Genomic DNA, 13,162 nt, shown 5'->3' with positions numbered 1-13,162 from the left:
AGAACGCGTGACCTCCCCGCTTGAATGGACCACCGAAGACATCAGATCGTATGAATGTCACATTGAAGCGATGGGTTGGCCGCCGAAACGGCAAACCGACCGCATGAATGGACCATTCACGCGCCGACCGGCCACCGAAACGGCAGCCGGTCGCGCGAATGACTTACTGGCTCGGCTGCGGCAGATTGCAGTCCGTGACCTTCGGGTTGACGCCTGCGTAGTTGAGCGGGCCTGCGACGACCGTGAGAGCGATCGTGCCGACACCTGCGCAGTTCTCGGGTGCACTGGAGACGTATCCGCGTTGGAATACTGCGATACCTCCGACCACGAGCCATATAAGGACGATCAGAGTGACGAACCGCATGATGTAACCCCTCCCGTAGCCGACCTTCGGCTACCGCGAATGGAGCGTATACCCCAACGATCGGGCCCCAAACCCTCTGCGCTGCCGGGGAAAAATGCCGCAGCTCAGCCCTCGACGCGAGTGGCAGTGATCGATCCGGCCGGCGAACTCAACGTCACGGTGTCTTCACCGAGTGTCCATACGGGTGTGGAGTCGAGGAATTCCTGCAGCCAGCGGTCCTGCTCCATCAGCGCATCGTCGCACGCCATCATCGTCGATCCCATCGGACCGTTCGACGCTTCGGATCCGGGTCCGTCGATGACCCCGGCCTCGTTGTTCAGGGCTCCGAAGAATGTGTTGCATCCAGCGTTGAATGCGACGGAATCGCCGGTGGTCGCTATCGAGATCTTCATCGAGGTGCCTGGCACGAGCGCATGTCCGCTCACCTCGGCCGCCTCGAACTGCTCGAATGTCTCCGCGTCGGTATCCGGTTGCGCTCCAGCACTTTCCGAAGCACTTACCGAAGCACTCTCCGACACTGTCGCCGACGAGTCACTGCCCTGACCGCATGCCGATAGACAGGCGAGGACGAGCGCGATCGTCACGCTGTTACGTACTACGCCGACTCGAACGAATGTCATCGATGCACTCCCTGGCAGATTCGACGGGCCCGAGTACGCGCCCGCAAGCACTGTACTGGGATCATCCGACCGGTTCAGTGCAACGGTTTGAGTACCCGACTCGGCACCCAGTGCGTGACTGTCTCACTACGATCCTTGGACATCAGCTCGTAGGTGACTCTGCCGATCCAGTCGCCGTCGACTGTCATCGACCATTCCGTCAAGTCGCCGGGCACCACTTTTCTGACGTCGAACCCCTCCGCGGTGTAGTTGCCATGATGGTGCGGTGGCTGCGGATAGAGGATCGCCAGGTCGATCAACACCTTGACCGACGGGGTGAGCACCTCGAACGGTCGTTGCGAATCTGCACCTCCTCTCGATCTACGCGCAGCCATTGTTCGACCATACGTTCGAATCGGCTCGTACTCAATCCGGCGTGGTGACATTTCCCAACAAGTGGATGTCCGACTCGACAAGAGGCACCCTCTCCTGTGACGGTTATGCGGACCTACGCCCCGATCCGTTTGGAGACATACCCGCATGAAGCTTTCGTCCTTACCCGTCCTGTGCATTGCTGCCGCTGTCTCCGTGGGGCTGGCCGGTTGCGGATCGGACGACAGTGCAGATGCTGCCCCAGAGGTAGATATCTGCGCACAACTGCAGGACATTGCGGACTTCGAAACTTCCTCGATGAGCACCCTGGCCGGAGACCCGAGCGATTGGCCTGCGATGCAGGCATCGTTGAAGACGTACGCGGACGGCCTGAGCGAGCATTACGACCCGGCGATCGACGCCAACGATCCCGATGTCTCGCCCGATCTCGCCAAGCTCAAGGATGCCAGCGTCGTCGCCACGAGCACTGCTGCCGATGCGCCGACGTACGAGGCTTTCACCGAAAAGTCGACGACATCGATGGACGCCGACACCGCGCAGGACGCGATGGCGGCCAGCGATCGGGTCAACAAGTACGCGACCGAGAAGTGCGGATTCTCGCTCAGTCAGCCACCTGCTTAGGCCGATATCGGTAGCGAGCCGACACTCGCCTCGACGGCGAGAAAGTACACATCTCGCCGTCGAACCGAAGCCGTCGAACCGAAGCCGTCGAACCGTGGGCTCGAAACGGGTTTCAGTGGGCGGCGGCCAGTTCGGCTTCGGATGGCTCCGGCTCCGTCTGCCGGACGAAGAAGGACGCTGCAACCGCGACGAGCGATATTCCGCCTCCACAGACGAAGGCTGCCTGGACGCCGGACTCGCTCGCGCTGATTCCTTCTGCACCGCCGGCAAGTTTCGATGCAGCGGTATTGGACATGACCGTCACGAAAAGTGCGGTGCCTGCTGCACCGGCCAGTTGCTGGACGGTATTGAGGATCGCGCTGCCGTGCGAATACAGATCCCTGGACAGCGATCCCAGCGACGACGTCATCAGTGGCGTCATGATCAACGCGAGACCGATCGACAACAGGACATGGATGCCGATGGCCATCGCAAGCGGGGACTCCGCGTCGAGCGAGGTCATGAGCCACAACGCAGCGCTGACGACGATGGTGCCGGGCACGACGAGTGGTCGGGCGCCGATCCGGTCGAATGCTCGACCGACGAACGGAGCGAGGATTCCCATCATCAGGCCGCCCGGCAACAGCATGAGACCTGTTGTGAGAGTGTCGAGTCCACGCACGTTCTGCAAGTAGATCGGCAGGAGGATCAGTGCCCCGAACAGGGTCATGAGACTGACCGCCAGCAGCCCGAGCCCGATACTGAACGCGGGCGTGGAGAATGGACGTAGATCGAGGAGGGCGCGTCCCTCTTTCTGTCGCGATATCTGTCGGAGCACGAAGACAACCAGTGCAACAGCGCCGATGACGAGTGGTAGCCATACCGGCACGGGCGACCCCTCGGAGGAATGGCCGATGCCGGCGAGGCCGTAGACGATTCCACCGAATGCGAACGCGGACAGTACAACCGATAGGCCATCGAACGGGGGCTTGCCCGTCGCGCCGACATTCTTCACCAGTGCCGCTCCCACCCCGAACGCAACGAGTGCGATCGGCAGCACCAACCAGAACATCGCGCGCCAGGCGAACGAGTCGAGCACGATGCCGGAGATTGTGGGGCCGACGGCAGGCGCGACGGCGATGACGATCGAGATGACACCCATCATCTTGCCGCGCTGGTGCACTGGGACGAGCCCGAGCACGGTGGTGATCAGCAACGGGAGCATGATGGCGGTGCCGCCGGCCTGAATCACTCTGCCCGCCAACAGGAGTTCGAATCCAGGTGCTAAGGCTGCCAGCAACGTTCCGGCGCTGAACAAGGTCATCGCAGTGATGAACATCTGCCGCAGGGTGAAACGCTGAAACAGGTACCCCGTCGTCGGGATGACGACCGCCATGGTGAGCATGAACCCAGTGGTCAACCACTGCGCGGTAGTGGCAGTGATGGCTAGGTCGACCATGAGCCTGGGCAGCGCGACGCTCATGATCGTCTCGTTGAGAATCATCACGAAGGAAGCGACTACCAAGACGGCGATCAACATCTTGCTCGCCGAGGACAGCTCTTCCTCGGGGACGGTGTCTTGTGTCTGCATGAAGTAACTCTCCGGTTGGTCTCGACAGTTGCGATAGTTTCACGCAGCATGACAGTGACTGTCAATTCGATTCTCGCTGGTAAGTTGACGCCGGAACGACAGGAGGTGGCCAGTGGGCGCACACAAGACGGACGCTGCCATCAGCGCAGTCCCCGACCTGCGCGAACGACGGCGTAGGGAAACCCGACGTGAGATATCGGAGGCTGCCCTTGACCTGTTCGAACTTCAGGGAGCTGCCGCCACGACAGTCGACGACATCGCCCGTCGAGCCGGAGTGTCGCCGAGTACCTTCTTCCGGTCTTTTGCAACCAAAGAGGAATCGGTACTGATCGCTGATATCGAGTTCGAGGCCGAGTTCACCGAATGGCTCGAGTCTTCGGCATCGGAACGCATCACACTCGACGCGATCGAGAACATCTACGAACGCTCTGTAGTTCGATTCGCTACGGCGTCCGACGGCAGCGCTGAACGACTGCTGCGGGTTCGACGACTCGTCCTGTCGGACGCTCAGGTGCGATCCGCTGCCTACGCCGCAGACGCGGTGATGCTGGCCTGTCTGGCCGAGAGGGTGGCGACAAAGCTGGACGTAACTTCTACCGCTCGCCTACTCATCGAGACGGCTGCGCTGACCCTCCGTATCGCGGTGGACCGCTGGGCGGAAGTGGTCGACGGGGGTGACGGGTCCGCCGATCTCGTCACTGTTTACCGGGCAGTTCGGTCCGATCTTCGGCGCCTGGTTCGCGACTGAAACCCAGGGTCACCGCCAACGTGCGACGAACCTTCGCTGCCAAGGAGTTTCGACGGCCCGGTGCGAGTACTGGTCACGCACGTACCGGACGGCGTCGACGTTCGGGATTCCGTCGAGCACGACTGCACATGCGAGCGCCGTCCCCGTTCGGCCGTAACCGCCGCCGCAGGCAATCTCGACCCGCTCGCCGTCCGCTCGGTGGAGTGCTTCTTCGAGAGCTGCAGCAAACTGCGTTCGGTCGAGTGGGAGCCAGAAGTCGGGCCATCGAACCCACCGGCTCGGCCAATCGAACGGTTCCGGGTCGCGACCCGTCAGGTAGATACCGAACTCGGGTTGCGGTCCGGCCGGCAGCGCTGTGCGCAGCCCCCTCCCCCGAATCAGGCGTCCCGACGGCAGTGGCATGACTCCGGCTGCGTCCTCGTCCCACATCGGATCTACCTGGTGAATTCGTATGCGGCGGGGTCGGCGGTGCGCAGGCGTCGACGCATGGTATCTGTGGACCAGGGCCAGCTGAAGCTGTTGGTGCCGGTTTTGTCGATGAAGTAGCTGGTGCAACCGCCGATGTTGTAGACGGTCGTGGCGAGGGCGTCCGTTCGGTCGTTGTTGTAGGTCTGTTCGGCATCGGCACGGGTGTCGAATACTTTCGCACCGAGTTCGCGGGTGGTGCGCACGAGGGACCTGATCAGACCCAGCTGCGTTTCGGTGACGGTGAAGGCGGACGCCAGGGTCCCCAGTCCTGGGCCCAGCAGGATCGCGAAGTTGGGGAAGCCGTGGGTGGTGGTTCCGAGGTAGGCCTTGGGGCTGCCGCGCCAGTGGTCGCTCAGGCTCAGCCCGTCTGCGTCGAATACTTGTTCTGCCAGAGGCATATCCGTGATGTGGAAGCCGGTGCCGTAGATGATGACGTCGGCGGGCACTTCGATGCCGTCGGTTCCGATGACTCCGGTTTCGGTGAGGCGGGCGACGCCGCTCGGGCGCACTGTGACGTCGGCGCGGTCGAGTGTCGGATACCAGGTGTTGGCGAACAGTGGACGTTTGCATCCGAAAACGTATTCGGGAGTGACGATCTCACGAAGATCGGCATCACTGATCTGACGTTTGATCTGCCAACGGCCGATGGTGTGGGCAATTTTCATTGCTCTGCTGTGCCGGGTTCCGAACGCGACGAGTTCGAGGATGCGGTAGATGACGGCGCGCTGGATGCGAGCGACTGCGGGACTGCGTCGCAGTAGCCAACGGAATGCTGTGGGCTGATGGTAGTTCGGCTTCGGGAGTACCCACTGCGGCGTGCGCTGATAGATCGTCACGTGTTCGGCGGCGTCGACGATCTCGGGCACGAATTGCACTGCGGATGCGCCTGTTCCGATGACGACGACGCGTTTGCCGGACAGGTCGACGTCGTGTCGCCAGCGTGCGGAGTGGAAGGTGACACCGCCGAAGTCGGCCGCGCCGGGGAGATCGGGAACGGACGGTGTGCTCCACGGTCCGGCTGCGCCGATCGCGAGAGTTGCCGTGACATCTCCGGCATCGGTTCGGATCTTCCACTGGCCGTTCGCGTCGTCCCAGTGCGCGCCGAGGAAGGTGACGCCGAACCGTACGGCGTCGCGCACGCCCCAGTGCTCGGCGGTGTCGACGAGGTAGCGCTGAATTTCCTGTTGGTTTGCATAGAGTTTCGACCAGTCGGCGTTGTGGGCATCGGTGTATGAGTAGATCGGCGACGGCACGTCGCATTCGCATCCGGGGTAGGTGTTCTCGCGCCAGGTGCCACCGAACTCGGCGGCTCGTTCGATGATCAGAATGCTCTGCACACCCTCCTCGCGCAGCGCTCGATAGGCGGCGATGCCGGACATACCTGCGCCGACGATGACGGCGTCGTACTCACCGTCGAGAGTGTGGGTCATTCGCATGTGCTCCTCGGTTCGAGACAGTTCAAGTACCATGAGCATTGAAATACCATCGGTATCCGAAAGTCAATCGAAGGAGGCGAAGGCATGGCGCGACTGACCCGCGAGGAGTCTCGGGAGAGAACGCGGGCGGCCCTGCTGGACGTCGCAACCGAACACTTCCTCGACCGCGGCTACGCGGATACCTCCGTCGACCGGATCGCGGAGGAAGCCGGATACTCGAAGGGCGCCGTCTATTCGAACTTCGGCGGGAAAGACGAACTCTGCCGCGACGTCATTCGGGGGATCCGCGCACACAAGCTGACCGAGGCTGCCCAACTCACCGTGAGCATCACCAGCGTCGATACGTTCGAGTCGGCCGTTCGCCAGTGGTGCGAGCACGCGATCGGCGACCGCCGTTGGGCGCTACTGGAAATGGAGTTCGGCGCGCGTGGCCGCGTAAATCCCGTGATCGAGGAAGAGATCAGGGAGTCCAACCGCCAACTTCGCGCCGCGGCGGCCTATATGTTGGCCGACTTCGCTCGCAGACTCGACGTCGAGTTGGCCGATACTCCCGAGAAGTCTGCCGACATCGTCGTGGGCCTCTGTCTGGGGATCGGGGTTCAACGAGCCTTCGATCCCGATATCTCCATCGAAGACCTCGTACACACGATCGTCAGACACGTGATCGCCACCTGACCGAAAAGCAGAAACCCCGGGTGCGGTTCCCTGTCGTAGCGGACCACACCCGGGGTACTTGTTGCGTGAAGACTACTTGCGAGCGGCAGCCAAATCCAGTGCGATATCGGTGATCAGGTCTTCCTGACCGCCGACGAGTCCGCGTTCGCCGACGGCGAGCAGGATCGCACGAGTGTCGAGTCCGTACTGCTTGGCAGCGGACTCGGCGTGACGCAGGAAGCTCGAGTAGACGCCCGCGTAGCCGAGGGTCAACGTCTCGCGGTCGACCTGGACCGGCCGGTCCTGGAGCGGACGCACGATGTCGTCAGCGGCATCCTGCAAGCCGAACAGATCGCAGCCGTGCTTCCAACCGTTGAGGTCAGCGACGGCGACGAACGGCTCGATCGGGCAGTTACCTGCACCGGCGCCGTGACCGGCGAGCGAAGCGTCGACACGCATGACGCCTTCCTCTACCGCCACAACCGAGTTCGCTACCGACAGCGACAGGTTCTGGTGGGCGTGGATGCCGATCTGGGTTTCCGGGTCGAGGACGTCGCGGTATGCGCGCACTCGTGCTCGTACACCGTCCATCGTCAGACGGCCACCGGAGTCGGTGACGTAAACGCAATGCGCCCCATAGGATTCCATCAGCTTGGCCTGCTCGGCGAGCTTCGCAGGCTCAGCCAGGTGTGACATCATCAGGAAGCCGGACACGTCCATGCCCAGTTCGCGTGCCTTGCCGATGTGCTGTGCCGAGACGTCGGCCTCGGTGCAGTGTGTCGCGACGCGGACGGAGGTGACTCCGAGCTTGAATGCATGCTCGAGTTCCTTCACGGTGCCCACGCCTGGGAGCAGCAGCGTCGTCAGCTTTGCACGATGAACGACCTCGGCTGCGGCTTCGATCCATTCCCAGTCGGTGTTGCTGCCCGGCCCGTAGGTGAGGCTGTGGCCGGCGAGGCCGTCACCGTGGGTGACCTCGATGGCGTCGACGCCTGCACTGTCCAGGGCACTTGCGATCCGGGCGACGTTTTCCGGGGTGATCCGGTGACGCATCGCGTGCATCCCGTCGCGCAGCGTCACATCTTGGATGTAGAGCGCGGCGCCGTCGTTTGCGTTGGGGCGAGTCATCGTGCAGCCTCCAGAGTCTTGTTCTCAGCCAGCTTCTCCGCGACCTGAAGAGCAGCGGAGGTCATGATGTCCAGATTTCCTGCGTATGCGGGCAGGTAGTGAGCGGCGCCTTCGACCTCGAGGAACACCGACACCTTCCACAGGCCTGGGCCCTTTTCGACGCCACCGGTAAGGGTTGCGACGGATTCCGCGTCGTCGAGCTGGGTGAACTGGACTTCCTGCTTGAGCCGGTAGCCGGGCACATATGCCGAAACCTTCGCGACCATGTCCAGAATCGACTGACGGATCTTGTCCTGATCAGGGTTCGATACCAGCGCCAGCACCGTGTCGCGCATGATCAGCGGCGGCTCGGCGGGGTTGAGGACGATGATCGCCTTACCGTGCGCAGCTCCGCCGACCTTCTCGATTGCCTCCGAGGTGGTTTCGGTGAACTCGTCGATGTTGGCTCGTGTTCCGGGTCCAGCGGACTTCGACGCGATCGATGCCACGATCTCTGCGTAGTGCACGTCGGTGACCGAGGAAATCGCGGCGACGATCGGGATGGTCGCCTGTCCGCCACACGTCACCATGTTCACGATCGGTGCGTCGAGGTGCTCGTCGAGGTTGACTGCGGGCACCACAAATGGGCCGATGGCGGCAGGCGTCAGGTCGATCAGGCGCTTGCCGTAGGGCCGCAGTGCTGCCTCGTTCGCTATGTGCGCCTGGGCGGACGTGGAGTCGAAGATGATCTCGATGTCGGCGAAATCGGGGTGATCGATCAATCCCTGCACACCCGAATCGACGGTGGAGACTCCCAACCGCCTGGCGCGAGCCAGTCCGTCGGAATTGGGGTCGATGCCCACCAGTACGGCAATCTCGACGTTCTTGGCGATCCTTTTCAACTTGATCACCAGATCGGTACCGATGTTGCCCGATCCGATGACCGCAACTTTCGTGCTCATATATGCCCGCCTTCGCGTGTCCGATGTTGGTATCGACGCTATCCACGCTCCGCTCCGGTGCATAGGATCTGTCCCATGGAACGGGACAGGTCGTCATTGTTGGAGAGGTCGGCTCTGGTGCTGTACTCGTTTCCCGGTGGAACGGCACTTTCTCTCGCCGAGGTCTGTGCTCGGACGGGTCTGCCCAGATCCACCACCCACCGCGTGCTGGTGAGCCTGGCGGACCTCGGCTGGCTCACGCGGACCGGGAGCAAATTCGAGCTCGGAATGGCACTGTTCGAACTCGGTGAGCGTGTCGCCATCAAACACAGCCTTCGATCGGCGGCGCTCCCGTTCATGCAAGATCTCTTCGCCGTGACCGAGCAGACGGTTCACCTCGCCGTCAGAGATCGGTTCGACGCGGTCTACGTGGAGAAGATTCACGGCCGCTCGGCGATGCCGTTTCCCTCGCACACCGGCGGACGGCTGCCGTTGACGTGTACGGCGGTGGGTAAGGCGCTGCTCGCATCCGAGGACCCGGACGTGGTGGCAGAGGTGCTTGCCCAGCCGCTGCGGCGTTGTACTCCGAATTCGATCACCGACCCCAAAAGGCTTGCACTCGAAATCGATTCGGTTCGACGCACCGGCGTCGCATCCGAGCGTGAAGAGTCCGCGATCGGCGGGTGTTGCGTGGCAGCTCCTGTCACGATGGCAGGCAAACCGGTTGCAGCACTGTCGGTGTCCGTCCCGAAGGCGCAGTTCAGGCCCGAGTTGCTCGCCCCTGCCGTGCGTACGGCCGCACTGTCCCTGAGTCGAGTCCTCTCCCGTGGGTCGACCGCTCGGGGAAACTGAGGCGGGCTACCACTCTGCGGTCTACGCTCGAAGTACAGATGAGTCCATACCAGCCGGGGGTTCGTTCATGACCGAAGCGCAGTTCGATCCGCACGAGCTCCTCGCGTCGAGCAGGCTCGGGGTTCTTGCGACGATCAAGTCCGACGGTCGACCGCAGCTGTCGCCAGTCACGCCGCTCTACGACCGGGCGTCCGGGGAAATGCTCATCTCGGTGACGGATGGCCGCGCCAAGACCAACAATCTACGACGCGATCCTCGGGCGACGCTGGAGGTGACCAGCTCTGACGGGCGGTCGTGGGCGACGGCCGAGGGCACCGCGACGTTGGTGGGCCCGGGGACCGATCCACACGGCGACGAGGTGGACGCCTTGGTCGACTACTACCGAGCGGCCTCCGGTGAGCACCCGAACTGGGAGGAATATCGCGCGACGATGGTCTCCGACCGTCGAGTTCTTTTGAAGATCGCAGTCGAGCGCGTGTACGGACAATCCATCGGCTGACCGGGAAGCCACGGGCGTCGGCGCATTTCAGCCGCCACAACCAGCACGTCGTTACTGGTTCGTTACTTCTCGGTGGCCGTATCGTGACCGCGAGGTTCCAGCGGAGAGATCTTGCCCTGACAGGGTTGCTATGTAGAACACGCAACGTCGAGGGAAGGTGCCGAAAGATGACTGTTACCGACATCGCCCGCCAGGTATTGGAAGATCGCGTCTCGGATTCGACAGTTCAGACACCGCGGTACTCGATCGAAGTGGAGTCCTACTCGGATTCCTACGCCGTACTGCGAGTATCCGGCGATCTCGACATGTCTTCGCGAACGGCATTGACCCACAACCTCGGCCAGCTCACTGCCTCGGGTGCGGATGTGCTGATCGACCTGTCCGCGGTGTCGTTCATGTACTCCGGTGCGGTCAATGCTGTCATCACCTCTGCATTGGCGTCCGACGGCAGCGTGCGTGTGTTCGCCCCCACCCGCCCGGCGCGGATGGTCATCGAATCCCTCGGTGCTGCTGCACTTCTCGTCGACCATCGTCCGTCCTCACTTCTCCCCCGATAAGTTCAGCCGAATCAGGAGGCCACCATGACAGATCACGATCTCCCCCGCACCCTCGACATCGGTCACGGGTCATCGGACAACGAAGAGTCCAGACCGACGTCGTTTCTGCAGATGTTCGTCGACGCCGACCGATCCCGCCCGTCCTCGGATCGCTCACCGCACCGGATCTTGTAACCCGCCCGCAGGGATTGCGGCCGCGAAATCCTTGACCTTGACGCAGCGTCATAGTCGACACTGATGGCGTGAGAATCAGTCAGTTGGCAGAGGCCGCCGAGACCACCCCCCGTACCGTGCGGCATTACCACCGCCTGGGGTTGATGGATGAGCCCCCGAGACTGCCGAATGGTTACCGGGAGTATCGCCTCGAAGATCTGATTCGCTTGATGAGGATTCGTTGGCTCGCCGACGCCGGGGTACCCCTCGGGTCCGTGGATACGGTGCTGTCGGTCAGCGCCGGCTGCGAGGACAAGAGTGATGCCGTCGAGGATCTCACTGCCTTGATCGACGGGATCGAAGCTGAACAGGCCAAGCTCGCTGCCCGACATGCTCGGCTGGTCGTGATGCTCGAACGCGCCGCATCGGGAACTGAGTTGTCTGCACTCCCGACCGATCTTGCCGAAGCTCTGGACAGCGCGATCGACAACTCCGCGGATCAGGCTCTGGCCGACAGCCTTCGACGTGAACGCGACATGCTCGAACTGCTTGCCATCTCGGGTCGTGCACCGGATGAGTTGCTGTCCTCGTATGTGTCCATGCTCGCTGACGACGCACGCCGAAGCTCATATTTGTCGGCGATATCGGAATGGACGGGGCTGGAAGGACGCGATCCTGCGTCGGTAGAAGCCGAGATCGATCATGTTGCCCAGAGCCTGATTTCGCTCTACCCCGACGGGTTCGCGGGTTTGCCGGAGGATTCACCCGATAACCGTCCCGCGATGACACTCGAGGACATCATCGAAGACCCTGCGCAGCGCGAGGTTGTTGCTCGTGTTCAGCGGCGGTGGACAGCCGGTCCGCACGAGGGTCGATGATGCGCGCTTACTTGTCGTTGTGGAGGTGGGTTCGGGGACACACCGACGTTCCGCAGCATGCGGTTCCGCTCGTTGCACACCAGGGCACCCTCGCGATACCCGCCGCTTTCGGTGTGGCAACGCTTGTCGAACTAGTGGTCTTGCACCTGATTCTGCCGTGGCCATGGCTCCGACTACTTGTCGCGGTCGTGTCGATCTGGTCGTTGGTGGCACTATTGGGCTCGATAGCAATCCATCGTGTGCACCCCCACTATGTGACCGACACACACCTCGTGCTGCGTCAGTCTGGGTACACGGTGTTGTCGCTGTGCCGCAACGACATTGCGTCCGTAGCGTTGATTCGCCGATTCTCCGAGACCACGCCGACCCTTCGTGACGGGCGCCTGTTTCTCCCCAACGCGAATGGCACCTCGGTCGACATCACTCTCCGAAGACAGGTCGACGCACAGTTGCCTGCGCTTATTCCCAAGTATCGACAGGCAGGTTCGGTCAGCCACGTCAGTCTGTGTCTCGACGACCCGGCGGACTTCGTGGCCCTGATGAAGGCCGAGGCACCCCGCACTTGAGCATGGTGTTCCACTTGCGCCTTCTACGGGCGGAATCCCGCGCATATCGGACGCAACTGGAACACCATGCCCAGCACCACAGGTACAGCGTGTTCAGGAACCGATCGGCCGGAAGCCCGCGCCTGTTCCGCCGCGTGCACCGAGCATGTTCACCGAGTCGAGAGCCGATGCGTAGACGGTGGGGCTCAGCAGGGGCACTCCGTCGGCGTGGCTGGCGATGCCGACGAGGGTGGTTCCGCTGACCAGTGCGCTTCCTGAGTCTGCCCACACTGTCGGGGTATCGGTCACGAGGTCGGATCCGCGGACTTCGCGGATTGTGCCGCAGGTGACGCCGCTGGCTACTCCGGTTTTGCAAACGGGTTGTCCCGGAACTGCTTGTCCGATGCCGGTGACGGTGACGCCTCCTGCCGAGGACACTGGGATCACTTTTGCGGGGTCGAGTGCGATGACTCCGTAGTCGGGACCCCAGTGCGAGGCGACGGTCGTTCCGACGGGCCCGGCTCCGGGGTTACCGATGAGCGTGACCGGCAGGCCGGGCGAGAGGATGCAGTGCCCCGCCGTCAGACCGACGAGGGTGCCCGCCGCGTCGTATCCGACTGCGGCGAAGGAGCATGCGGTCAGATCGTCGAGGCCGCCGGTGGTGATGTATCCCGTCCCCGGCCCGACGATCGCCCCTGGTGCTGCGACGGCGCTCGGCCCGACGAGTGCTCCTGTGCCGAACGCGATGGCCGCAGCAGCCACCGCTCCTGCGGCCAT

18 protein-coding genes are annotated in these 13,162 nt (G+C 62.7%); 9 read left to right on the top strand and 9 right to left on the bottom strand.

Going from position 1 to position 13,162, the window contains the following annotated elements:
• Positions 1 to 163 precede the first annotated feature (163 nt).
• The 3 genes from BJD99_RS12460 to BJD99_RS12450 form a co-directional block, all read right to left on the bottom strand.
• Positions 164 to 364: a hypothetical protein gene (locus tag BJD99_RS12460; RefSeq protein ID WP_084347164.1), complete on the bottom strand. Its 201-nt coding sequence runs from the start codon at positions 362 to 364 to the stop codon at positions 164 to 166.
• Between the two features lie 104 nt (positions 365 to 468).
• Positions 469 to 984 carry an META domain-containing protein gene (locus tag BJD99_RS12455; RefSeq protein ID WP_084347163.1) on the bottom strand — a complete coding sequence of 172 codons (516 nt, stop codon included), beginning with the start codon at positions 982 to 984 and terminating at the stop codon, positions 469 to 471.
• 74 nt (positions 985 to 1,058) lie between these two features.
• Positions 1,059 to 1,358: a hypothetical protein gene (locus BJD99_RS12450; protein WP_084347162.1), complete on the bottom strand. Its 300-nt coding sequence runs from the start codon at positions 1,356 to 1,358 to the stop codon at positions 1,059 to 1,061.
• A gap of 145 nt (positions 1,359 to 1,503) precedes the next feature.
• Between BJD99_RS12450 and BJD99_RS12445 the strand changes: the two genes are divergently transcribed.
• Positions 1,504 to 1,977, top strand: a complete 474-nt coding sequence (locus tag BJD99_RS12445; protein WP_084347161.1) for a hypothetical protein — start codon at positions 1,504 to 1,506, stop codon at positions 1,975 to 1,977.
• Positions 1,978 to 2,089: 112 nt separating this feature from the next.
• Here the strand turns inward: BJD99_RS12445 and BJD99_RS12440 are convergent, their stop codons facing one another.
• Entirely contained in the window at positions 2,090 to 3,547 is a 1,458-nt protein-coding gene (locus tag BJD99_RS12440; protein ID WP_084347160.1) for an MDR family MFS transporter, read from the bottom strand.
• Between the two features lie 112 nt (positions 3,548 to 3,659).
• On the opposite strand from BJD99_RS12440, the gene BJD99_RS12435 reads away from it, so the two are divergent.
• Positions 3,660 to 4,295: a TetR/AcrR family transcriptional regulator gene (locus BJD99_RS12435; RefSeq protein ID WP_084347159.1), complete on the top strand. Its 636-nt coding sequence runs from the start codon at positions 3,660 to 3,662 to the stop codon at positions 4,293 to 4,295.
• 9 nt (positions 4,296 to 4,304) lie between these two features.
• Here the strand turns inward: BJD99_RS12435 and BJD99_RS12430 are convergent, their stop codons facing one another.
• Positions 4,305 to 4,724 carry a protein-tyrosine phosphatase family protein gene (locus BJD99_RS12430; protein ID WP_084347158.1) on the bottom strand — a complete coding sequence of 140 codons (420 nt, stop codon included), beginning with the start codon at positions 4,722 to 4,724 and terminating at the stop codon, positions 4,305 to 4,307.
• Between the two features lie 5 nt (positions 4,725 to 4,729).
• A complete protein-coding gene (locus BJD99_RS12425; RefSeq protein WP_084347242.1) occupies positions 4,730 to 6,193 on the bottom strand; it encodes an NAD(P)/FAD-dependent oxidoreductase in 1,464 nt (487 codons plus the stop codon).
• Positions 6,194 to 6,283: 90 nt separating this feature from the next.
• Here BJD99_RS12425 and BJD99_RS12420 point away from each other — a divergent pair, with 90 nt between their 5' ends.
• Positions 6,284 to 6,874, top strand: a complete 591-nt coding sequence (locus tag BJD99_RS12420; protein WP_084347157.1) for a TetR/AcrR family transcriptional regulator — start codon at positions 6,284 to 6,286, stop codon at positions 6,872 to 6,874.
• A gap of 72 nt (positions 6,875 to 6,946) precedes the next feature.
• Here the strand turns inward: BJD99_RS12420 and dmpG are convergent, their stop codons facing one another.
• Together dmpG and BJD99_RS12410 are read right to left on the bottom strand one after the other, a co-directional pair.
• Positions 6,947 to 7,981 (bottom strand): 4-hydroxy-2-oxovalerate aldolase, encoded by a 1,035-nt coding sequence (gene dmpG / locus BJD99_RS12415; RefSeq protein WP_084347156.1) that lies wholly within the window; start codon positions 7,979 to 7,981, stop codon positions 6,947 to 6,949.
• Positions 7,978 to 8,922 (bottom strand): acetaldehyde dehydrogenase (acetylating), encoded by a 945-nt coding sequence (locus BJD99_RS12410; protein ID WP_084347155.1) that lies wholly within the window; start codon positions 8,920 to 8,922, stop codon positions 7,978 to 7,980. The genes dmpG and BJD99_RS12410 overlap by 4 nt, the downstream gene beginning before the upstream one ends.
• Before the next feature lie 75 nt (positions 8,923 to 8,997).
• Here BJD99_RS12410 and BJD99_RS12405 point away from each other — a divergent pair, with 75 nt between their 5' ends.
• The 6 genes from BJD99_RS12405 to BJD99_RS12385 all read left to right on the top strand — a co-directional run bounded on the left by BJD99_RS12405 (position 8,998) and on the right by BJD99_RS12385 (position 12,406).
• Complete coding sequence (locus BJD99_RS12405) at positions 8,998 to 9,753, top strand: IclR family transcriptional regulator (RefSeq protein ID WP_084347154.1); 756 nt, start codon at positions 8,998 to 9,000, stop codon at positions 9,751 to 9,753.
• A 67-nt stretch (positions 9,754 to 9,820) separates the two neighbouring features.
• Positions 9,821 to 10,252 (top strand): PPOX class F420-dependent oxidoreductase, encoded by a 432-nt coding sequence (locus BJD99_RS12400; RefSeq protein ID WP_084347153.1) that lies wholly within the window; start codon positions 9,821 to 9,823, stop codon positions 10,250 to 10,252.
• A 167-nt stretch (positions 10,253 to 10,419) separates the two neighbouring features.
• Positions 10,420 to 10,809: an STAS domain-containing protein gene (locus tag BJD99_RS12395; protein ID WP_179142315.1), complete on the top strand. Its 390-nt coding sequence runs from the start codon at positions 10,420 to 10,422 to the stop codon at positions 10,807 to 10,809.
• 24 nt (positions 10,810 to 10,833) lie between these two features.
• On the top strand, positions 10,834 to 10,983 hold the full coding sequence (locus BJD99_RS20970; RefSeq protein ID WP_179142314.1) for a hypothetical protein: 150 nt from the start codon (positions 10,834 to 10,836) through the stop codon (positions 10,981 to 10,983).
• Positions 10,984 to 11,051: 68 nt separating this feature from the next.
• Entirely contained in the window at positions 11,052 to 11,840 is a 789-nt protein-coding gene (locus BJD99_RS12390; RefSeq protein WP_256895643.1) for a MerR family transcriptional regulator, read from the top strand.
• Positions 11,837 to 12,406, top strand: coding sequence for a hypothetical protein (locus BJD99_RS12385; protein ID WP_143542137.1), 570 nt, complete (start codon positions 11,837 to 11,839; stop codon positions 12,404 to 12,406). The genes BJD99_RS12390 and BJD99_RS12385 overlap by 4 nt, the downstream gene beginning before the upstream one ends.
• Before the next feature lie 93 nt (positions 12,407 to 12,499).
• On the opposite strand, the gene BJD99_RS12380 is transcribed toward BJD99_RS12385, so the two are convergent.
• Positions 12,500 to 13,162: a hypothetical protein gene (locus BJD99_RS12380; protein ID WP_084347150.1), complete on the bottom strand. Its 663-nt coding sequence runs from the start codon at positions 13,160 to 13,162 to the stop codon at positions 12,500 to 12,502.

Origin of the sequence: Rhodococcus sp. 1163, from assembly GCF_002091985.1 — a bacterium.
Taxonomy (GTDB): Bacteria; Actinomycetota; Actinomycetes; order Mycobacteriales; family Mycobacteriaceae; genus Rhodococcoides.
Note: the sequence above shows the minus strand (reverse complement) of the source record. Positions and strands in the feature narration are given on the sequence as shown.

Excerpts from the sequence above, each read along its gene's own strand:
- BJD99_RS12460 (WP_084347164.1), bottom strand. The coding sequence starts at position 364 with ATGCGGTTCGTCACTCTGATCGTCCTTATATGGCTCGTGGTCGGAGGT.
- BJD99_RS12455 (WP_084347163.1), bottom strand. The coding sequence starts at position 984 with ATGACATTCGTTCGAGTCGGCGTAGTACGTAACAGCGTGACGATCGCG.
- BJD99_RS12450 (WP_084347162.1), bottom strand. The coding sequence starts at position 1,358 with ATGGCTGCGCGTAGATCGAGAGGAGGTGCAGATTCGCAACGACCGTTC.
- BJD99_RS12445 (WP_084347161.1), top strand. The coding sequence starts at position 1,504 with ATGAAGCTTTCGTCCTTACCCGTCCTGTGCATTGCTGCCGCTGTCTCC.
- BJD99_RS12440 (WP_084347160.1), bottom strand. The coding sequence starts at position 3,547 with ATGCAGACACAAGACACCGTCCCCGAGGAAGAGCTGTCCTCGGCGAGC.
- BJD99_RS12430 (WP_084347158.1), bottom strand. The coding sequence starts at position 4,724 with ATGTGGGACGAGGACGCAGCCGGAGTCATGCCACTGCCGTCGGGACGC.
- BJD99_RS12425 (WP_084347242.1), bottom strand. The coding sequence starts at position 6,193 with ATGACCCACACTCTCGACGGTGAGTACGACGCCGTCATCGTCGGCGCA.
- BJD99_RS12420 (WP_084347157.1), top strand. The coding sequence starts at position 6,284 with ATGGCGCGACTGACCCGCGAGGAGTCTCGGGAGAGAACGCGGGCGGCC.
- dmpG (WP_084347156.1), bottom strand. The coding sequence starts at position 7,981 with ATGACTCGCCCCAACGCAAACGACGGCGCCGCGCTCTACATCCAAGAT.
- BJD99_RS12410 (WP_084347155.1), bottom strand. The coding sequence starts at position 8,922 with ATGAGCACGAAAGTTGCGGTCATCGGATCGGGCAACATCGGTACCGAT.
- BJD99_RS12405 (WP_084347154.1), top strand. The coding sequence starts at position 8,998 with ATGGAACGGGACAGGTCGTCATTGTTGGAGAGGTCGGCTCTGGTGCTG.
- BJD99_RS12400 (WP_084347153.1), top strand. The coding sequence starts at position 9,821 with ATGACCGAAGCGCAGTTCGATCCGCACGAGCTCCTCGCGTCGAGCAGG.
- BJD99_RS12395 (WP_179142315.1), top strand. The coding sequence starts at position 10,420 with ATGACTGTTACCGACATCGCCCGCCAGGTATTGGAAGATCGCGTCTCG.
- BJD99_RS20970 (WP_179142314.1), top strand. The coding sequence starts at position 10,834 with ATGACAGATCACGATCTCCCCCGCACCCTCGACATCGGTCACGGGTCA.
- BJD99_RS12385 (WP_143542137.1), top strand. The coding sequence starts at position 11,837 with ATGATGCGCGCTTACTTGTCGTTGTGGAGGTGGGTTCGGGGACACACC.
- BJD99_RS12380 (WP_084347150.1), bottom strand. The coding sequence starts at position 13,162 with ATGGCCGCAGGAGCGGTGGCTGCTGCGGCCATCGCGTTCGGCACAGGA.